The organism is Cupriavidus basilensis (assembly GCF_029335485.1).
Taxonomy (GTDB): Bacteria; Pseudomonadota; Gammaproteobacteria; order Burkholderiales; family Burkholderiaceae; genus Cupriavidus; species Cupriavidus basilensis_E.
This window is the reverse complement of sequence record NZ_JARJLM010000466.1, coordinates 1-19,751: the sequence shown is the minus strand read 5'-3', so window position 1 is coordinate 19,751 and position 19,751 is coordinate 1. Positions and strand designations below refer to the sequence as shown.

Here is a 19,751-nt window from a genome sequence, read left to right as displayed (position 1 = left end):
GCCATGTACGGGCCTGTTTCATTTCATAAACATGCCTCTTGATGCGCTTTATGCAAACAAAGTGCACCATGAAGTTCATATTCCTGCCTAAATGTTTTTAATTAAAAACATTCAAGCCGATTTGCAATTGTCTGTGAAAAAAAGACAACGTGAATTGCAATGCTAATCATTCGCATTTATATTCCGGCTCGCCCAACATAATCGCTTACCGCCGTTGGCCGAACCACGCATGGCACGCCTGTCTCGACACTGCCGGCCGGTTCGTTGCCGCGGCCGCACCGGAACCGAGAAACGACATGAACCGCCGCACGCCGATCGCGACTGCCCTTTTCGCGCTGTTCGCCACTCCCGTTGTCGCCGTGGCCCAGACGGCCCCTGCCGCCGCTCCAGCCAGCCGGGGCGCGACGACGCTGCAGGAAGTGGTGGTGCAAGGCGGCAGCGCCCGCGACGACTACAACGCAGTGAAGAACTCGGTCAGCAAGCTGCCCGAGGATTTGCACGACATTGCGCAATCGGTGACGGTGGTCAACAAGGCGCTGATCGACGCGCAGGGCGGTACCTCGCTGGCGGATGCGCTGCGCAATGTGCCGGGCATCACCATCGGTGCGGCCGAGGGCGGCCAGATCGGCAACAACATCAACCTCAACGGGTTCTCCGCGCGTACCGATATCTACCTTGACGGCTTCCGCGACCGCGGCCAGTACTATCGCGACACCTTCGCGCTGGATTCGGTGGAAGTGCTGATGGGGCCCTCGTCGATGCTGTTCGGACGCGGATCCACGGGCGGCGTGATCAACCAGGTCAGCAAGAAGCCCTCGCTCAAGGCCGCCACCGAGGTATCGGGCTCGGTCACCACCAATGGCATGGTGCGCGCCACCGCCGACTACAACACGCCCACCGGCGAAACGTCAGCCTTCCGCATCGCCGCGATGGCGCAGGACGGCGCGCCCACCACGCGCGACCAGATGACGGTGCAGGATTTCGGCCTCGCGCCATCCTGGCGCCTGGGCATCGGCACCCCGACGGAGATCACGCTGTCGGCGCTGGTGCAGCATAACGAAGACATGGCGGACTACGGCTTCCCGGCGATCAACGGGCATCCGGTCAACGTCAACCGCAAGACGTCCTACGGCTACAACGACGACCGCACCATCCAGGACGTGGCCGCGCTCAACGCCACCGTCGATCACAAGTTCTCCCCCAACCTGCGGCTGCGCAACCAGACCCAGTTCAACTACGTCAACACCAACGCGCGCGAAACCGCGCCGAACGCCGTGGGCACGGTCAGCATCAAGGGCTTCACCCCGCTGACCACCACCACGCTGCCGCTGGACGCGCTGTCGGTACGCCTGCAAAGCCATGATCGTCATATCCGCGACTACTCGATCTTCAACCAGACCGAGCTGACCGCCAAGTTCGACACCGGCCCGGTCAAGCACACCGTGCTGGTTGGCGCCGAGATCGGCCACGACGGCTATGACAACCAGAACTACTACCGCAACGGCAGTTGCAACGGCGTGGCACTGAATGCCGCAGCGACCGCCACCGCGGCGGCCGGCACCAGCGGCTACGTGGCCTGCGAGCCGCTCGTGGCGCCGACCTACAGCAACTCGCCGACGAATGCGCCGAGCGTGGCTGGCAACCGGCAGGGCGCCTCGGCCAATACCTTGGCGGCCTACATCAACGACTCGGTGGAGCTCAGCAAGCAATGGAAGCTGGTGGGCGGCGTGCGCTACGACCGGTACATCGCCAGCATCACCAATTCGGTCAATTCGACCAACACCCTGGGCAACACCAGCCTGGCCAGTGCCGACCAGACCGTCAACTTCACCAGCGTGCGCCTGGGTGGCATCTGGCAGCCGACGGAGGCACAGTCCTACTACGTGTCGTATGGCACGTCGTTCAATCCGTCGCTGGAGCAGCTGGTTGCCACCGTGGGCCAGCAGAACCTGGCCCCGGAGAAGAACAAGTCCTACGAAGTGGGCGGCAAGTGGGACCTGATGGGCGGCGACCTGTCGCTGACCTCGGCAGCGTTCCAGATCACCAAGGACAACGCGCGCAGCCAGATCGACGCGACCACCTACGCGCTCACCGGCCAGATCCGCGTGCGCGGTTTCCGCGCCGGCGCCACCGGGCACATCACCAACAAGTGGCAGGTGTTCGCGGGCTATACCTTCCTGGACGCCGAGATCGTCAACGGTATTGCCGCCGGCACCCAGGGCATGACGCCGGTCAACACGCCAAAGCACACCGCCACGGCATGGACCAGCTACCGCGTACTGCCGGACTGGGAAGTCGGTGGCGGCGCCTTCTATATGTCGCAGCGCTATGCCAACAACACGGATACCGTGCAGGTAGGCGGCTACGTGCGCTGGGACGGCATGATCGCCTACCACCAGCCCAGGTACGATGTGCGCCTGAACCTGTTCAACCTGCTCGACAAGAAGTATTTCGATGCGCTGATCCCGTCGGACGGCGGCCGCTCCGTGCCCGGCACCGGCCGCACCGCGATGCTGTCCTTCGTCTACCGCATGTAAGCTGAGATAAAGTGGCATGACGCCATGTCACGCCACACGGCGGCGCCGGACACCTGCCGTGCGCCGCCGCCAAACCCTGCCGAGATTGCCATGCTTGTCTGCATTCCCAAGGTCCTCAACGCGGAGCAGCTCGCCACCGTGCGCCAGCGCCTCGACCAGGCCGGCGACGCCTGGGTGAACGGCCGCGTCTCGGCCGGCTACTCCGGCGCTCCGGTCAAGTTCAACCAGCAGATCGACGAGCGCGCCGAAGTGGCGCTGCAGTGCCAGCACCTGATCCTCGGCGTGCTGGAGCGCAATCCGCTGTTCATCAGCGCCGCGCTGCCCAATATCGTCTATCCGCCGATGTTCAACCGCTACAGCGAAGGCATGACCTTCGGCGCCCATGTGGATGGCAGCGTACGCATCCATCCGCACAATGGCCGCAAGCTGCGCACCGACGTCTCCGCCACGCTCTTCCTCAGCGACCCCGCCAGCTACGACGGCGGCGAGCTGCAGGTGGAAGACACCTATGGCACCCACAGCGTCAAGCTGGAAGCCGGCGACATGGTGGTCTATCCCGCCACCAGCCTGCACCAGGTCACGCCGATCACGCGCGGCACGCGGGTGGCGAGCTTCTTCTGGATCCAGAGCCTGGTGCGCGACGATGCGCAGCGCGCGCTGTTGTTCGACCTGGACAACGCCATCCAGAAACTCAACCAGACCGGCGCCGACGAAGGCGCCCGGCGCTCGCTGGTGGGTTGCTATCACAACCTCCTGAGGCAGTGGACCGACACCTGAAACGGGTCGATCCGCCAGCCGCAACCCGGCATGGCGCCGGCGCCATGCCGCTCTTGCATCCGGTGGCGCAACGGCCATCGCGCTGCGCCGCGCGCCTGGCAGGTTGAGGTTGGCGACGTTCACGCGCATTTCAGGCGAATTGCTCCGCCAGCGCCGCCCTGACCTTGCCAACCAGCGGCGCCTCCCCGGCCCGGGCGGGCAGCAGGAAAAACTCCGCCGGCGGCAGGACCGGCAGCTTCAGCCTGGCCGTCGCCTGGGCGTCGAGCCGTGCCACGCCGTGCCCGATCGCGGACTCGTTCAGGCAGGAAATGCCCAGTCCGGCGGCCAGCGCGAGCTGCAGGCCGGCCACGCCGGACGCGGAATGCGCGATCACATGGTCCAGGCGCCGGCGCCGCAGCATCTGCACCACGTACTGATGCAGCGAGCAGGTGTCGGGCAGCAGCACCAGCGGCAGGGGCACGCCGACCTCCCCGGCCTCGCCTTCGCCCGCCACCCATGCCAGCGCCTCGCGGCGCAGTACCGTGCCGCGCGCGCCCTTCCGGCCCGCGCGGGAGCCCGGCAGCCGCATCGATAAGCCGATATCGAAGGCATCGGTCAGCGCCCCGGCATCGATCATGCCGCTCTTCATCACGGTCACGTGCAGCCGCAGATAGGGATAGTGCTCGCGCAGCCGGCGCAGCATGCCGGCGATCTCGCCGGGCCGGAAGTAGTCCGTCACCGCCAGCCGCAGCTCGCCGTCCAGCGTATGGCCGCGCAGATCCTGCAGCGCCAGCTCGGAGAGGGCAAGGATGCGCCGCGCGTATTCGAGCAGCCGCAGGCCCGCCGGCGTTGGCGCCGCGCCCTGCTTGCCGCGGGTGAGCAGCGGCACGCCCGCGCGCTCCTCCAGCTTGCGCAACTGCTCGCTGACCGAGGACTGCGACAGAAACAGCCTGGGCGCGGCGGCCGACAGGCTGCCGGCATCCGTCACGGTGACGAACGTACGCAACTGATCCAGTTCGAAGCCGCGCATGGCTGCCTCCTTCATGTTTCGGTATTGACGATGGATAGTATCGTTAATTCCCGTTTTTCCGATGGAAGGCAAACTCCTAGAATGGTTTCACCAACCCGCGGCAACACCCGATACGCAACCCGCAACCCCGACTCAAGGAGCCAGCCATGCCCCACATCAACCTGCAGATCTCCGGCAAACCCGATGCCTCGCTGACCCGCCGCAGCGCCGCCGCCGTGGCGGAGCTGACCCAGCGCATCCTCGGCAAGCGCCCCGAGGTGATCGCCGTTGCCGTGCAATACGTCGACCGGGACGCCTGGATCATCGGCGGCGAATCGCTCTCGGAGCAGGACCGCAACGCCTTCCATCTCGACATCAGCGTGACCGACGAGACCAACACCAAGGCCGAGAAGGCGCAGTTCCTGCGGGAGACGTTCGACACCCTCGCCGCGTTGATCGGCAAGGTCCACCCGGTTTCGTACATCCACATCGTCGACGCGCGCGCGGCCACCTACGGCTACGCGGGCCTGACCCAGGAGTACCGCTACCACCACAGCTGAGCAGCGGGACCGGGGAAGGCCGGGCGGTGCGGGCCCGCCGTGCCCCGGAGAGGCCAATCTTTGCGGCAGGACATTCCGCATTGCAACAAAATGTGTCAAAGTCGGCACCCTGGTCTGTCGCGTGCGGCGCCACGAGCACCGCGCGCGCGGAAGTCAAAAAGGAGAACCGATGTCCTTCCTCATAGTCCTGGCCGCGCTGGCCTTCCTGATGTTTGCCGCCTACCGTGGCTACAGCGTCATCCTGTTTGCGCCCATCGCCGCGCTCGGCGCGGTGCTGCTGACCGAGCCCGCCGCCGTGGCGCCGGTCTTTTCGGGCATCTTCATGGAGAAGATGGTCGGGTTCGTCAAACTGTATTTCCCGGTCTTCCTGCTCGGCGCCGTGTTCGGCAAGGTGATCGAGCTGTCGGGCTTCTCTGAGTCCATCGTGGCCGCGGCCATCCGCTATATCGGCCGCTCGCGCGCCAACGCGGTGATCGTCGCGGTATGCGCGCTGCTGACCTACGGCGGCGTGTCGCTGTTCGTGGTGGTGTTCGCGGTCTACCCCTTCGCCGCGGAGCTTTACCGCCAGAGCAATATTCCCAAGCGGCTGATGCCGGGCGCCATCGCGCTGGGCGCGTTTTCCTTCACCATGGATTCGCTGCCGGGCACGCCGCAGATCCAGAACATCATCCCCACCACCTTCTTCAAGACCACCTCATGGGCCGCGCCGGTGCTGGGCGTGCTCGGCTCGCTGTTCATCATCGCGGTCGGCCTGTCTTACCTGGAGTGGCGCCGGCGCGGCGCCGCGGCACGCGGCGAGGGCTACGGCACGGACCTGCGCAACGAACCCGAGCGCAGCCACGGCGGGCATCTGCCGCACCCGGCGCTGGCGCTGCTGCCGCTGGTGGTGGTGGGCGTGGCCAATTTCGCGCTCACGCGCATGATTCCGCAGTGGTATGGCAGCAGCTACAGCGTGCCCCTGCCCGGGCTGGCCAAGCCCGTGGAAACGCAGATCGCCACCGTGACCGCGATCTGGGCGGTGGAGGCGGCGCTGCTGCTGGGCATCCTGGTGGTGCTGGCAACCGCCTTTGGCGCGGTGCGCGAACGCTTTGCCGAGGGCAGCAAGAGCGCGATCGGCGGCGCGCTGCTGGCCGCCATGAATACGGCCTCCGAGTACGGCTTCGGCGGCGTGATCGCCGCCCTGCCGGGCTTCCTGGTGGTCAGCGATGCGCTCAAGAGCATCCCCAACCCGCTGGTCAACGCCGCCGTCTCGGTCAGCACGCTGGCCGGTATCACCGGTTCGGCCTCGGGCGGCATGAGCATTGCGCTGGCCGCCATGTCGGACACCTTCATCCAGGGCGCCCAGGCCGCCGGCATCCCGCTCGATGTGCTGCACCGTGTGGTGTCGATGGCCAGCGGCGGCATGGACACGCTGCCGCACAACGGCGCCGTGATCACCCTGCTGGCGGTGACGGGGCTGACGCACCGGGAATCCTATCGCGACATCTTCGCCGTCACCTTGATCAAGACGCTGGCGGTATTCTTCGTGATCTCTGTCTACTACGCTTCCGGCCTGGTATGACCGGCGCGGACGGCGTAGCACTCCTTGTGCATCGCGCCGTCCTTACCTAGTGTGGGTGGGTAAGCGGGCGGTGCATGCGCGCACGCCAAGGCACATGCCAGCCGCCCCGCCTCCTCCACTGGAATCCCGCATGAAGACTGTAAGTCTGCCCGGCGGCCATGCCGTTCCCGCGCTCGGCATGGGCACCTGGAATATGGGCGAGAAGCCGGCCGCGCGCGCGGAGGAACTCGCCACGCTGCGGCTTGGACTGGATCTCGGCCTGGGCCTGATCGATACGGCCGAGATGTATGGCGAAGGCCGCGCCGAGGAACTGGTGGGGGAAGCCATCGCCGGGCGGCGCGACGAAGTCTTCCTGGTCAGCAAGGTCTATCCGCACAATGCCGGGCGCAGCGGCGCGGTGGCCGCCTGCGAGCGCAGCCTGCGCCGGCTTGGCACCGACCGCATCGACCTGTACCTGCTGCACTGGCGCGGCGGCGTGCCGCTGGCCGAGACCGTCGAAGCCTTCATGGCGCTGCAGAAAGCCGGCAAGATCCGCCACTTCGGCGTCAGCAATCTCGACCTCGGCGACATGCAGGAACTGATGCGCGTGAAGGGCGGCGAACGGGTCGCCGTGAACCAGGTGCTATACAACCTCACGCGCCGCGGCATCGAATGGGACCTGTTGCCCTGGCTGCGCCAGCACCGCGTGCCGCTGATGGCGTACTCGCCGATCGAGCAGGCCACGCTGCTGCGCAATCCCCGCCTGACGCGATTTGCCGCGGAACATGGCATCGGTCCGGCCCAGGCCGCGCTGGCCTGGCTGCTGGCCCAGGAGGAGGTCATCGCGATCCCCAAGACCAGCCACCGCGAACGGCTGCGCGAGAACCACGGCGCGCTGGCGCTGCGCTTGTCGCCGCAGCAGCTGGCCGCGCTGGACGCCGCTTTCCCGCCACCGCGAGGCCCGCGCCCGCTGGAGATGTTGTGATGTGCCGGCGCCGCCGCCGTATCACGGCCAGCGCCGTAGCGCCCCGTTCATGCCAGCCGCAGGAGCCCCCGCCATGACCATCGACTACGACGCCATCATCATCGGCACCGGCCAGGCCGGCCCTCCGCTGGCGGCGCGCCTGGCCGCCGCCGGCCAGAAGGTGGCCGTGATCGAGCGCCAGGCGTTCGGCGGCACCTGCGTCAACAATGGCTGCATTCCCACCAAGACCATGGTGGCGAGTGCCTACGCTGCCCAGCTGGCGCGGCGCGGCGCCGAGTTCGGCGTGGTGTCCGCCGGCCCTGTGACGGTCGACATGGCGCGCGTCAAGGCGCGCAAGGACGGCGTGGTCGGAAGATCCAGGCACGGCGTGGAAACCTGGATGCGCGCGCTGGACCACGGCACGGTGTATCTCGGCCACGCCCGCTTCGAGGGGCCGGACACCGTGCGCGTGAACGACACCCTACTTCGGGCCGGCAGGATCTTCATCAATGTGGGCGGGCGCGCCGCCGCGCCGCCGATGCCCGGGCTGGACCGGGTGGACTACCTGACCAATGCCGGCATGATGGGCCTCGACCGGCTGCCGCGGCACCTGCTGGTGGTCGGCGGCAGCTATGTCGGGCTGGAGTTCGGGCAGATGTTCCGCCGCTTCGGCAGCGAGGTCACCATCGTGCAGCGCGGCCCGCGCCTGATCGAGCGGGAGGACCCCGACGTGTCGGACGCCGTGCGCGACATCCTCGCCGCCGAAGGCATCGGCCTGCGCCTGAACGCCGAGTGCATCGCACTGGAGCAGCGCGGTGGCGATGTCATGGTGAAAATGGATTGCGCGCAGGGCGCGCCCGAGGTCGCCGGCTCGCACGTGCTGCTGGCGGTGGGCCGCCGCCCCAATACCGACGATCTCGGCCTCGACCGCGCCGGCGTGACGCTGGACGCCCGCGGCTATATCCAGGTCGATGAGCAACTGCGCACCAATGTGCCCGGCATCTGGGCGCTGGGCGACTGCAACGGCCGTGGCGCCTTCACCCATACCGCCTACAACGACTTCGAGATCGTCGCCGCCAACCTGCTGGATGCGGCGCAGGGCGGGCCCGCCCGCACCGTCGGCGACCGTATCCCGGCCTACGCGCTGTACACCGATCCGCCGCTCGGACGGGTGGGCATGACCGAGCGCGAGGCCCGGCAATCCGGGCGCGGGGTGCTGGTGGGCATGCGCCCGATGACCCGGGTGGGCCGCGCGGTGGAAAAAGGAGAAACGCAGGGCTTCATGAAGATCCTGGTCGATGCCGGCAGCCGCGAGATCCTCGGCGCGGCGGTGCTGGGCGTGGGCGGCGACGAGGTGATCCACGGCATCCTCGACACCATGTATGCGCGCGCGCCGTACACGGTGCTGCAGCGCGCCATGCATATCCATCCCACCGTATCCGAACTGATACCGACCATGCTGGGCGAACTGCACGCGCTGGAACCGGCACAGCCCGCATCACCCGGCTGATCCGGGATCCCTGCCGCCCGGCGTGCCCTGGCGCTCAGCGCCGCGGCGCCGGCGCCGCGCGCTCGCCCAGGTACACCAGCAGCAGTTCGTCGGCGGTGATGCGGCGCAGCCTGGCCTCGCGGCCGATGGCGCGCTCCAGTTCGGAGCGCTGGAAGGCTTCCACGCTCATGCCGGCGGCACGCGCATGGCGTTCGGTGATGGCCTTGAGCAGCGATACCACTTCGGGGTTATCGGCCAGGAAGCGCTCGTGGGCAAGTTGCAGGCGTTCGGGGGAAAGCGTCATCGGGAAGGAAACCGCAATAGGATGGGGAGCGTGGGTGGGATCCGGCGGCCGCGCCGGCGACCCCGCATTACACCACAGCAGCGCAGGCACGCCCTCGCTGCCGCGATGCCATGCCCCACGCCTAGTGCAACCTGGCGTTGTAGCGCTCGCGCTCGACGTAGCGAAGCAGGTAGTTGCGGGTCTTGGCTTCGGTATCCCGGCTCACGCGGTCGGCGGCCTGGCGCGCGCTGTCGCGGCCATGCGAGGACACCATCTGGGCATCGAGGTATTGGCGAAAAGCGGTGCGCATGGCATCCAGCCGCGGCTGGCACGCCTTGAGCGCCGTGCCCACCAGGTCCTGCGGCGAGGCGGCGCCAGCCACGCCGGCATCGGTCTGGTCCTTGGCGCAAGTGCTGTAGTCGGCACGCAGCGATTGCCACTGCGCGTTGGCGTCGCTGGCGGCTTGCGGGTCGGCGGGCGTATGCGAAGCACACGCGGCGGCCAGAAGCGTCGCGGGGATGAGGGCGAGAACGAATTTCATGACCGATGGACCGGTCGCGCTCGGCTGGGTTCCGCACCGATACAAAACCGGCACGGCTGTCGCGCGCACGCCACGCTTTTGTAGGACGGGTCCGCGCCAAAATGCAGTCGCCGTCCTACAGCTTTTGGACAGCAGCCTTAGTATATTTCTACAGAAACGGGAGACGCGTCTTCGCGGCATTCCAGCAAAGCCCGAAGCCAGGCTTGCGAAGCGATTTCACATTTCTAAAAGTGCCGATTACGCCTATCCTTGATCAATGGGGGCGTGAAGGACGCTCCGGAGCATAGACGCAGTATGCTGAGATTGAGGTAAACAATCAGGAGAGTGAGTATGGAACGCAGATCGTTTCTGACGGTAGGGGCTGGGCTGGTACTGGCATCTTCGGGCCTGCTGGGCGCCTGCACCACCACGCCCGAAGCACCCACGGACAAGTCGGCCAAGCGCCGCGAAATCGACGGCGGTGTGGACGGCGCGCTCAACAAGCTGTACGACACGGCCAAGGGCTCGCGCGAACTCGCCAACCGTGCGCGCGGCATCCTGGTCTTCCCCAACACCATCTCGGCCGGCTTCGTGGTGGGCGGCGAGTACGGCGACGGCGCGCTGCGCGCGGGCAGCGCCAACCGCGGCTATTACCGCATCATCTCGGGCTCGGTCGGCTGGCAGATCGGCGCGCAGTCCAAAGCCATCATCCTGATGTTCATGACGCAGGATGCGCTCGACAAGTTCGTCGCCAGCCAGGGCTGGACGGCCGGCGTGGACGCCACCGTGGCGGTAGCCAAGGTCGGCGCGAACGGCACGCTGGACACCAATACGGCCCAGCAGCCCGTGGTCGGCTTCGTGGTCACCAATGCGGGCCTGATGGCCGGCCTGTCCCTGGAAGGCTCGAAGATCAGCAAGCTCGACCTCTGAGACAGCGCGGGGCGCCGGCCTGGCGCCGACGCGCAGATGGGGCCGGTTTGCGCGGGCAATCCGGCCCCGCTTGTTTTCCGCACATCGCCGCGCAGCCACCCGGCCGCCGCCGCTTGTTCACGCATTGTTACCGCATGCGACACGCTAACCGGCTAGAATCCGTCCCTTTGGCCGAATTCCCATGTGGTTCAAGAATCTCCAGCTGCACCGTCTGTCCGCACCGTGGTCCCTCGCCGCCGACGAGGTTGAAGCCTGCCTGGCGCGCCACGCCTTCTTCCCTGGCACCAGCCTCGAGATGCAAACCCAGGGCTGGGCCTCGCCGCGTGAAAACGGCGCCCTGGTGCACCAGGTCGGCAAGCAGATGCTGCTGACCATGCGCACCGAGAAAAAACTGCTGCCCTCCACCGTGGTCAACCAGGTGACCAAGGCACGCGCCGCCGAACTGGAAGAGCAGCAGGGCTTCAAGCCGGGCCGCAAGCAGATGCGCGAGCTCAAGGAGCAGATCACCGAGGAACTGCTGCCGCGCGCCTTCAGCATCCGCCGCGACACCCGCGTATGGATCGACCCGGTCAACGGCTGGCTGGCCATCGATGCCGCCGCCCCCGCCAAGGCCGACGAAGTGCGCGGCCTGCTGTTCAAGGCCATCGACCCGCTGCCGCTGGTCAACCTGCAGGTCAACCAGTCCCCGGTCGCCGCCATGACCGACTGGCTGGCCACCGATACCGCGCCGGCCGGCTTCACCGTCGACCAGGAAATGGAACTGCAGTCGAGCGCCGAGAGCAAGGCCACGGTGCGCTATGTGCGCCATCCGCTGGACGCGGAAGACCTGCGCCGCCATATCGCCGCCGGCAAGCGCTGCACGCGCCTGGCCATGACCTGGAACGACCGCGTGTCCTTCGTGCTCACCGAGTCGCTGACGATCAAGCGGGTGGCCCCGCTGGACGTGATCAAGGAACAGGCAGGCGCCAGCGCCCGCGACGAGGACGAACGCTTCGACGGCGACTTCACCATGATGGCCGGCGAACTGGCCAGCATGCTGACGGACCTGACCGAAGCGCTGGGCGGCGAACGCAAGGCTTGAGACGGGCACGCCAAGCGAAGCCGGCAGGAGGCGCCGAAGCCGCCTGAAGTGCCGGACGGCTGCGCGCCCTCTCCCTTCATGGAGAGAGGACCGGAGAGAAGGGCGGCTCAGCCAGGAGCCACTGGAAGCGAAGCCTGCGGTTTTGTCCAGCGTGCGACGCCATTGGAAACGCCCGCCCTCTCCCCCGCCCCCTCTCCCGCCAGCGGGAGAGGGGAGCAAACCCGGCGCATTAGCCGAATGCCGACAGGATGTGCCAAAACTGCCTGAAATGACGACGGCTGTCACGCACTCTTGCCATCTGCCACAACCATTTCACTCAGCACCAGCGTCTCCTGGGCGAGCCCCGCGGCCAGCGAAAGCAGCTGGCGCTGTAGTTCCTCGTTCAGGTTGCCGGATGCGCCAGGCATGCCTGCGGAAGCGGAGGCATGATCGCTGACCATGGACAGCAACGCGTGGAGCTGCGCCGCTTTCTCGGCGGCTAGGCTCAACGGGCTCTCGCACGGGGTGTGGGCGGTCAGGAACATGTCGGCGCCAGTGTACTGGGCGGTGATGCCGTAGCGGCTGTGCTTACACATGGGCGGCCTCCGAATGGGTGGCGCGCTGACGCTTGGTGAGGCTGAGGACGTTGGAAACTGCGGCGTGCCCGGTACGGGCGAGCAAAGATTGGGGCATGAATATGCCTCCTACGTGGGCAAATGAAATGACCGCCTTGCGGCAGCCGTCCGCCTACGTTTTCGGGCTGTCAGACCCGGTCTCTGCTGTCTAAGAGACTCGCACAGTATAGCTCGGGCCGTAGCAAATCCGCCGCTTGCGAACGTGCCGATTGTTTCAACTTTTGGCGAAGCCAACAACCCGCACGACAAAGCAAAAGCATGGGACCCGCCCCAACCGCCGGTCTCGGCTAGAAGACGTGCTTCATCCCAACCATGGCGCCCAACTGGTTGCCGCCAGCCGCCGGATTGGTGCCCGTCCCCGCGTTGCTGACGGACAGCGCGAGATTGCCGCCATTGTTGATAAATCCGGCGGTGCCGTAGACGGACGTGCGCTTGGTAAAGGCATAGACCCCGCGCGCCGCGAACAGCCAGGCCTTGTCGGCGCTGTTGTGATAGCGCAGGTTGAACACCTCGCCGTCGATGCTGAAGGCCGGCGTTACCTGATACGTCACGCCGCCGTAGAACATGTCGCTGACGGGCGTGGGGCTGGCCCGGTTGTCCCGGCGCAGCCAGCCCAGGCCGATCTTGGTGTCGCGGTTGAGCAGCACGTAGCCGTTGATGGACAGGCGGTCGTCGGTCAGGCTGCTGCGGGTCAGGCCGGCGAAGGCGCCGGGCCCGCCGCGCAGCGAATCGTAGGCGGCCGCCACGCTCCAGGTCGCGGTGTCGTATTTGAGCATCGCGGACCACTCGCGGCAGGCGCGCTGGTCCGCTGGATTCTCCCCGGCGCAGTTGGTGCCGGATGGGCTCGGGCCCGCGTTGACCGTGTCGCGGCCAAAGCTGTAGGTGGCGCCGGCGGTCAGGCCGCCGAACGTGCCCTTGTACGAGATGGCATTGTCCGCACGCGCATTCGGGATGTAGCTATCCAGCGAGCCCGAGCCGAAGGCATTCGGCCCCAGGATGTCGGGTTCGGCCATCGCCCAGAACAGCATGGTGTACTGACGGCCCAGCGCGACCTGTCCCCAGTTCCCGGCGAGCCCCACCAGCGCCTGGCGGCCGAACAGGCGCCCGCCCTGGTTGCTGGTGCCGCTGTCGGGCGCGAAGCCGGACTCCAGCCAGAACACCGCCTTCAGTCCGCTGCCCAGGTCCTCGGTGCCGCGCAGGCCCCAGCGCGACGGCACCGTGCCGGTCAGGTTCGGCATGCGAAAGACGTTGTTCTTCGCCGCGCCGATATTGGAGAGGTATTCCACGCCGGTATCGACCACCCCGTATGCCGTCACGTTCTGCGCGGCGGCGACCATCGGAACCGCTGCGGCGATGGCAGCCACCATATAAGCTCGTTTCATTGTCTTCCCCTTGTTTTTTTCTTGCGTTCGGGGCAAGCCGGGGCCTGCCGCCAATTGTCGGCACGCTATTGCGTGTTCTGTGTTCTATTTGGTACCGCTGAGTGCGGACCAGCGCGAATCAGTGCGCGGCGATGCGCACCGCTTGCCCGTCGGCCGCCGGGGATTTGCCAAGCAGGCCGACGCTTGCAATGGCCACCAGCAGCGGCAAGGCGAAGGCGTAGTACAGGTTGGACGTCGGCCACCCCGCGTCCACCAGCGCGCCGGCGACCAGCGGCGCGAGCACCGCGCCGAAGCGGCCCATGCCGATCGACCAGCCCATGCCGGTGGTGCGGGTTTCCGCCGGATAGAGAATGGGCGCATAGGCATACAGGCCCACCATGCAGCCAAAGATGCCGCCGCCGATGAACAGGGCCAGCACGAAGGCCACGGACAAGGTATTGGCGTACATGCCGAACGCCACCAGCAGGACGGCGGTCAATACGAAGCAGCTCCACAGCAGCGGCTTGAGGCCGAAGCGGGCGGCGAGAAAGCCGAACAGGGTGCCGCCGACGATGCCGCCGACGTTCAGCAGCACGCCGCCGGTGATCCCTTGCTGCGCGGACATGCCTGCCGCCACCAGCAGCTTCGGCGTCCAGCTGAGCACGAAGTAGAAGCTGAACATCACCAGGAAGAACGACGTCCAGATCATCAGCGTCTGCATCGCAAGGCGGCCGCCGAACAGGCTGCGCACCCCGCCCCCGGCAACCGCCTGCGCCACGGCACGCGCCGGCATCTCGGCAATGCGATCGCGCCCCATGCCGGCGAGCAGCCTGTTAAGCTTGTCGAGCGCGCCGGCGGGACGCCTGGCGATCAGGAAGTCCAGCGACTCCGGCAGGCGGGCCAGCACCACCGGGATCATGGCCAGCGTGACCAGCGCGCCAAACACGAAGACGCTGCGCCAGCCGTAGTGCATCAGCAGCACGCCGGCAATGGCGCCGCCAATGGTCGCGCCGACCGGATAACCGGTCGCCTGCAGCACGATCGCGGTGCTGCGCCACTTGTCGGAAGCGTACTCGCCGGTGATGACATTGATGCTGGCCAGCATGCCGCCGATCCCGAGGCCGGTGATCGCGCGCATGGCGGCAAGCTGGGTGACGCTCTGCGCGAACGCCGAGCAAAGCATGCCCGCCGAGATCGTCACCAGGCAGATCAGGATGACGGGGCGGCGCCCGAGCCGGTCGGCCCACGGCGCCAGGAACAGCGATCCCGCCGCCATGCCGAACAGGCCGGCACTGAGCAGCACGCCGATCTCCTTGCCGCTCAGGTGCCAGTCGGCCGAGATATGCGAGGCGGTGAACGCCATCGCCAGCACGTCAAAGCCGTCGAGCATATTGAGCACGATGCAGATCGCGATCGCCATGATCTGGAACCGGCTCATGGCGCCTTGATTGATGGTTTCCCTGATGTCCAGCTTCATTGTCTACCTCCATGTATTTTTTTAATGAAGAAGCACTGCATAAAAAAGCACTGCAACTACAGATCAAGCACCAGCAGGCTCGTCCTCGCGCGTGAACAGCAAGGCAGGAACTGGTCGTTGGCGGCGCGCTCCTCGTCGGTCAGGTACGCATCGCGATGGTCCGGCTCGCCCGCCAGCACACGCGTCAGGCAGGTCCCGCAGACGCCCTGCTCGCAGGAGGTCTGGATCTCCACGCCGTTGGCTGACAGCGCCTGCACCACCGTCTGGTCCGGCTCGACATCGATGACCAGCCCGGAGCTCTCCACCTTCACCTGGAATGCCCCCTTGGCGGCGCCAGGCGCCTGCGGCGCGGCGAAGTACTCCCGGTGCAGGTTCGCATCGCGCCAGCCGGCTTCCTTCGCCTGGCGAAGCACCGCGTCCATGAAACCGGCGGGGCCGCACACGTAAAGGTGCGTGCCGGCCTGGGGGGCGGCCAGCAGTCGCGGCAGGTCGGCGCGATGGCCGGCCGGCTCGTCGACGTAAAAATGCGTGCGGCCCCTGAGATCGTCCTGGGCGAGCCGCTCGCGGAACGCCGTGTGCTCCGGCGTGCGGGTGCAGTAATGCAGCTCGAACGACGCGCCGGCGTGCGCAAGCTGCTGGGCCATGGCGAGGATCGGGGTGACACCGATGCCACCGGCCAGCAGGATGGAGTGCCCTGCATCGGCTTGCAACGGAAAGTGGTTTTTCGGCTCGCTGATCTCGACCATGGCGTCCGGCTCGAGCGCATGCATGGACGCCGATCCGCCACGGGAGGCAGGATCGCGCAGCACGCCGATCCGGTAGCGGTGCGTCTCGGCAGGGTCGTTGCACAGGGAGTACTGGCGCACCAGTCCGTTGCCGACGTGCACGTCGATGTGCGCCCCGGCGGTAAAGGACGGCAGCTGGCTGCCGTCGGGCGCGACCAGATCGAACACGGCGATGCCCGACGCCGCGGCGGTCTTGCTTGCGATCCTGACCAGCATCATGCGCCCTCCGCCGGCCGCGACTGCGCTTGTTCCTGTTGCAGCAGGCGGTCCAGCACCCTGCGCGCCTGCACGCCGCCAGCGTCGATATTCAGTTTGAGGAGCCTGCGCTGGGGATTGGCCAGCAGATTGCGCTGCTGCGCTTCCAGCATCTCCAGGTCTTCGGCGAAGATCTTGCCCTGCCCTGCGCGGATGGTTTCGGTCAGTTCGGCATCGTCGGCCTTGAAGTTGCGCGCCATGCCCCAGAAGTACCAGATCGAGGTCTCGGTCTCCGGCGTGATGAAGTCCACCACAATGCTCGACGCCTTGTGCTGCGGCTCGGCGTGATAGCCGCCCTTGCCCGCATGCGCCACGCCGACCTCGATCATGACGTGGCTCGGCGGCGCGAAGCGGCAGATCTGCCAGCGGTCGCAAGGCACGTCGTCGGCCAGGCCGTTGCCGCGCAGCGCGGCGGCCCAGAACGGCGGCGGCATGATGCCTTCCATATGCCGGCTGGTGACGACCGTATCGCCGTCCGTCCGGGTGGCCGGCGCGGATTCCTCGATCTCCGTCTGGCCGATGCTGGACGCATGCACATAGGTCTCGTGCGTGAGGTCCATCAGGTTGTCGATCATCAGGCGGTAGTCGCAGCCGATGTGGTACAGGCCGCCGCCGTGGGCCCACTCTGGGCTCACGGCCCATTCGAGATGAGGGATCAGCGCGGCGTCGGCCAGCGCGGCGTCGCCGGGCCAGACCCAGACGAAGCCGTAGCGCTCCACCGCCGGATAGCTGCGGATCGACGGAAAGCCGCCCACGCGCTGCCCGGCCATGCCCGCGCACTTGCCATCGCGGCCCATGGTCAGGCCGTGGTAGCCGCACACCAGTTGCCCTTCGCGCACGAAGCCCAGCGAGAGCGGCGCGCCGCGGTGCGGGCAGAAGTCCTCCAGCGCGGCGACGGTGCCGTCGCCGTCGCGGTACAGCACCATCTTCTCGTTGCAGATCGTGCGGCCGAGCGGCTTGCCTGCGAGTTCGTCGGGCGTGCAGGCGACATACCAGGTATTTTTCAGGAACATGACTATCCCCTCCCGGCGCCCGAGGCGCCAGGAATCAGTTGCGTTGCGAATGAGAGTGGTGGTGAGCCGGTGGGTGAGCCTGGTGCGCTCAGGCCGTTCGGCCCGCGCGCCGGATCAGGCTGCCACCGAGAACCTGCGACATCGCCTGCTGGTTCTGCAGGGCGATCTTGAGGTTGCGGTTGGCGATGCGGCTGTGCTCGCGCATCAGCGCTTCGGCGCGCGCGCCTTCGCGCTGTTCGATGGCCTCGACCACGGAGCGGTGCTGGGCCTGGGCGAGCAGCAGCATCTCGCGCGCGCTTTCGTCGATGGACTGCACCATGACGAAGGCGCTTGCGGAGGCGAACGGCATATTGGTGACCTTCTCGATCTGCCGTGCCACCAGCGCGCTGCCGGCCGCTTCGGCCAGCAACTGGTGGAAGCGCTCGTTGAGGTCGACGTACTGGGAGAACTTCACCGCGGTCAGCTCGCCGGTGAGCGCGATATCGATCTGCGCGATGCAGTCGCGCAGCGCGTTCAGGATGGTCTGACCCACGCCGCGCTCGGCGGCCAGCCGTGCGGCCAGGCCTTCCATGGTGCCACGCAGTTCGATGGCGTCGCTGATCTCGCTCTCCGCGAAGGAACGCACCGCAAAGCCACCGGAGGGAATCGGCTCGACCAGCCCCTCTTCCTGCAGGCGGATCAGCGCCGCGCGGATTGGCGTGCGCGACACGCCGAGGCGGTCGACCACCCACAGCTCGGAGATGCGCCCGCCGGCCGGCAGCTCGCCGCCGAGGATCAGCTCGCGCAATCCGAGCAGGGCCCGGACCGCCTGCGAGGCGCTGGCGCCGGCCTTGCTGTCACTGAGGTTGTCGTTGTCCGTATCCATGATGCTTGTCTCTGTGGGGGCTTGCCGTGCCGCGCAGGACCAGGCGGCACTTGATGGATACAGAGTGTATTCATTCGGAACGAGGGAGGCAATGCCAAAGCAATGATCTGAGGGTAAACATGGATATTGAGTGCCGAAAACGGCCCAAACTCCTCGCGAAGTCCTGCCCGGAAACCGAGAATGCCATCTCATCACAATTCGTTGTATACAACATGAATTCAAGGACTTAGCCGAGTTTCCACCCTCGTGACGCCAGGCCTGCACCCCTTGCTGACCCGCCACCAGCCCGAACGCCATGCCGAAGACCGGAAACGACAAAGGCGGCCCGAAGGCCGCCTTTGTCGTTACGCTGCTTGCGCCGGAGGGATAACCCTTCAGTGCACCATCATATTGCTGTTCATGTTGTGCATGATCCACAGCGAACCCGCCACCACGATCAGCAGGATCAGCGCGGTGAAGGCCAGGGCCATCACGTTCCAGCGCTGCTCCGAGGAGCTGTCCAGATGCAGGAAGTAGACCAGGTGCACGACGATCTGCACCACGGCCAGGCCGAGGATCACGGCCAGCGTGGTGGAGGCTTCCAGCGTGCCGCCCATCACCAGCTTGAACGGGATGACGGTCAGGATCACCGCCAGCACGAAGCCGATCACGTAGGACTTGACGCTGCCGTGGCTGGCGCCGGCCGACGTGGTGCCGTGTGAGCCATGCGCGGCGGTAGAGACGTTGCTGTGTTCCATTTACATCGCTCCCATCAGGTAGACCACGGTGAACACGCCGATCCAGACGATGTCCAGAAAGTGCCAGAACAAGGCGAAGCAGGCCAGGCGCTTGGTCATGGTGGCGGTCAGGCCCTTGCGGGAGATCTGCCACATCAGCACGGCCATCCACAGCAGGCCGCTGGCCACGTGCAGGCCGTGGGTACCCACCAGCGTGAAGAACGACGACAGGAAGGCGCTGCGCTCGGGACCCGCGCCCTCTGCGATCATGTGATGGAACTCGTTGATTTCCATGCCGATGAACGCCACACCCAGTGCGAACGTGACCGCCAGCCAGAACTGCAGGCGGGCGCGCTGGCCGTTGTGCAGCGAGATCATCGCCATGCCCGAGGTCAGGCTGGAAAACAGCAGCAGGAACGTCTCGACCAGGACGTAGTTCAACTCGAACAGTTCCCGGCCCGACGGACCGCCCGCCACTTCGCCGCGCAGCACCGCGAAGGCGGCGAACAGGCCGGCGAAGATGATGCAGTCGCTCATCAGGTACACCCAGAAACCGAACACCGTATTGGCGCTGGTGTCGTGGTGGGCGTGGTCGTGCGAATGATCGTGCGAGTGGGCATGCGCCTCGGCGGCGCCATGCGCGGGATATCGCTGTAGGACTTCAGTCGTCATGGTTCAGGCCTGTGACGCGATGCGCTGGAAATGGGACGCTTCGACTGCCTCGACTTCGCGTGCGGGCACGTAGTAGTCGATATGGTCGTCGTTGCTGCGGAAAATAAAGCTGGCGATCATGCCCACCAGGCCAACCACCGCCAGCCACCAGATATGCCAGGTCAGCGCAAAGCCGAACACCAGGCTGAAGGCACCGATGAAGAAGCCGGCGCCGGTGTTCTTCGGCATGTGGATCTGCTCGTAGTGCGCCTGCATCTGCGGCACTTCGCCACGCGCCTTCATGTCGGCGAAGGCGTCGAGGTCACGCACCACCGGGGTGTGCGC

The 19,751-nt window shown here is 66.6% G+C and carries 19 protein-coding genes and 1 pseudogene; 8 read left to right on the top strand and 12 right to left on the bottom strand.

The window, feature by feature from the left end; genetic code table 11:
- Positions 1-296: 296 nt before the first annotated feature.
- Together P3W85_RS28895 and P3W85_RS28890 are read left to right on the top strand one after the other, a co-directional pair.
- A complete protein-coding gene (locus P3W85_RS28895; protein ID WP_017231347.1) occupies positions 297-2,537 on the top strand; it encodes a TonB-dependent receptor in 2,241 nt (746 codons plus the stop codon).
- Positions 2,538-2,627: 90 nt separating this feature from the next.
- Positions 2,628-3,314: a Fe2+-dependent dioxygenase gene (locus tag P3W85_RS28890; RefSeq protein ID WP_276267271.1), complete on the top strand. Its 687-nt coding sequence runs from the start codon at positions 2,628-2,630 to the stop codon at positions 3,312-3,314.
- 130 nt (positions 3,315-3,444) lie between these two features.
- Here P3W85_RS28890 and P3W85_RS28885 read toward each other — a convergent pair whose 3' ends face one another.
- Positions 3,445-4,323: a LysR family transcriptional regulator gene (locus P3W85_RS28885; RefSeq protein ID WP_276267270.1), complete on the bottom strand. Its 879-nt coding sequence runs from the start codon at positions 4,321-4,323 to the stop codon at positions 3,445-3,447.
- A 146-nt stretch (positions 4,324-4,469) separates the two neighbouring features.
- On the opposite strand from P3W85_RS28885, the gene P3W85_RS28880 reads away from it, so the two are divergent.
- From P3W85_RS28880 to P3W85_RS28865, 4 genes are all read left to right on the top strand, one after another.
- Positions 4,470-4,862 (top strand): tautomerase family protein, encoded by a 393-nt coding sequence (locus tag P3W85_RS28880; RefSeq protein WP_276267269.1) that lies wholly within the window; start codon positions 4,470-4,472, stop codon positions 4,860-4,862.
- A gap of 169 nt (positions 4,863-5,031) precedes the next feature.
- A complete protein-coding gene (locus P3W85_RS28875) occupies positions 5,032-6,423 on the top strand; it encodes a GntP family permease (RefSeq protein ID WP_276267268.1) in 1,392 nt (463 codons plus the stop codon).
- Between the two features lie 130 nt (positions 6,424-6,553).
- Positions 6,554-7,387 (top strand): aldo/keto reductase, encoded by an 834-nt coding sequence (locus tag P3W85_RS28870; protein ID WP_017230970.1) that lies wholly within the window; start codon positions 6,554-6,556, stop codon positions 7,385-7,387.
- Between the two features lie 73 nt (positions 7,388-7,460).
- Positions 7,461-8,876, top strand: a complete 1,416-nt coding sequence (locus P3W85_RS28865; RefSeq protein ID WP_276267267.1) for an FAD-containing oxidoreductase — start codon at positions 7,461-7,463, stop codon at positions 8,874-8,876.
- A 34-nt stretch (positions 8,877-8,910) separates the two neighbouring features.
- Here the strand turns inward: P3W85_RS28865 and P3W85_RS28860 are convergent, their stop codons facing one another.
- Both P3W85_RS28860 and P3W85_RS28855 read right to left on the bottom strand, forming a co-directional pair.
- On the bottom strand, positions 8,911-9,159 hold the full coding sequence (locus P3W85_RS28860; protein WP_017228751.1) for a DUF6388 family protein: 249 nt from the start codon (positions 9,157-9,159) through the stop codon (positions 8,911-8,913).
- A gap of 121 nt (positions 9,160-9,280) precedes the next feature.
- Positions 9,281-9,679 (bottom strand): hypothetical protein, encoded by a 399-nt coding sequence (locus tag P3W85_RS28855; protein ID WP_276267266.1) that lies wholly within the window; start codon positions 9,677-9,679, stop codon positions 9,281-9,283.
- Between the two features lie 330 nt (positions 9,680-10,009).
- Between P3W85_RS28855 and P3W85_RS28850 the strand changes: the two genes are divergently transcribed.
- Together P3W85_RS28850 and P3W85_RS28845 are read left to right on the top strand one after the other, a co-directional pair.
- A complete protein-coding gene (locus P3W85_RS28850; protein ID WP_017228753.1) occupies positions 10,010-10,588 on the top strand; it encodes a BPSL1445 family SYLF domain-containing lipoprotein in 579 nt (192 codons plus the stop codon).
- Between the two features lie 181 nt (positions 10,589-10,769).
- Positions 10,770-11,669: a recombination-associated protein RdgC gene (locus tag P3W85_RS28845; RefSeq protein WP_276267265.1), complete on the top strand. Its 900-nt coding sequence runs from the start codon at positions 10,770-10,772 to the stop codon at positions 11,667-11,669.
- A gap of 281 nt (positions 11,670-11,950) precedes the next feature.
- On the opposite strand, the gene P3W85_RS28840 is transcribed toward P3W85_RS28845, so the two are convergent.
- The 9 genes and pseudogenes from P3W85_RS28840 to P3W85_RS28800 all read right to left on the bottom strand — a co-directional run.
- The gene (locus tag P3W85_RS28840; protein WP_276267264.1) at positions 11,951-12,244 is read right to left on the bottom strand and encodes a hypothetical protein; all 294 of its coding nucleotides are present in this window, start codon (positions 12,242-12,244) and stop codon (positions 11,951-11,953) included.
- Between the two features lie 326 nt (positions 12,245-12,570).
- On the bottom strand, positions 12,571-13,665 hold the full coding sequence (locus tag P3W85_RS28835; protein WP_276267263.1) for a porin: 1,095 nt from the start codon (positions 13,663-13,665) through the stop codon (positions 12,571-12,573).
- 118 nt (positions 13,666-13,783) lie between these two features.
- Positions 13,784-15,121, bottom strand: a complete 1,338-nt coding sequence (locus tag P3W85_RS28830) for an MFS transporter (RefSeq protein WP_017227983.1) — start codon at positions 15,119-15,121, stop codon at positions 13,784-13,786.
- A gap of 56 nt (positions 15,122-15,177) precedes the next feature.
- Positions 15,178-16,122, bottom strand: a complete 945-nt coding sequence (locus P3W85_RS28825) for a PDR/VanB family oxidoreductase (protein ID WP_035813135.1) — start codon at positions 16,120-16,122, stop codon at positions 15,178-15,180.
- Entirely contained in the window at positions 16,122-17,174 is a 1,053-nt protein-coding gene (locus tag P3W85_RS28820; RefSeq protein WP_276267262.1) for an aromatic ring-hydroxylating oxygenase subunit alpha, read from the bottom strand. The genes P3W85_RS28825 and P3W85_RS28820 overlap by 1 nt, the downstream gene beginning before the upstream one ends.
- Before the next feature lie 88 nt (positions 17,175-17,262).
- Positions 17,263-18,039 (bottom strand): GntR family transcriptional regulator, encoded by a 777-nt coding sequence (locus P3W85_RS28815; RefSeq protein WP_017227981.1) that lies wholly within the window; start codon positions 18,037-18,039, stop codon positions 17,263-17,265.
- Between the two features lie 374 nt (positions 18,040-18,413).
- Positions 18,414-18,776, bottom strand: a complete 363-nt coding sequence (locus P3W85_RS28810; RefSeq protein ID WP_017227980.1) for a cytochrome o ubiquinol oxidase subunit IV — start codon at positions 18,774-18,776, stop codon at positions 18,414-18,416.
- A complete protein-coding gene (gene cyoC, locus P3W85_RS28805) occupies positions 18,777-19,427 on the bottom strand; it encodes a cytochrome o ubiquinol oxidase subunit III (RefSeq protein ID WP_017227979.1) in 651 nt (216 codons plus the stop codon).
- Positions 19,428-19,430: 3 nt separating this feature from the next.
- Positions 19,431-19,751, bottom strand: a pseudogene (locus tag P3W85_RS28800) (cytochrome o ubiquinol oxidase subunit I); the annotation flags it as partial.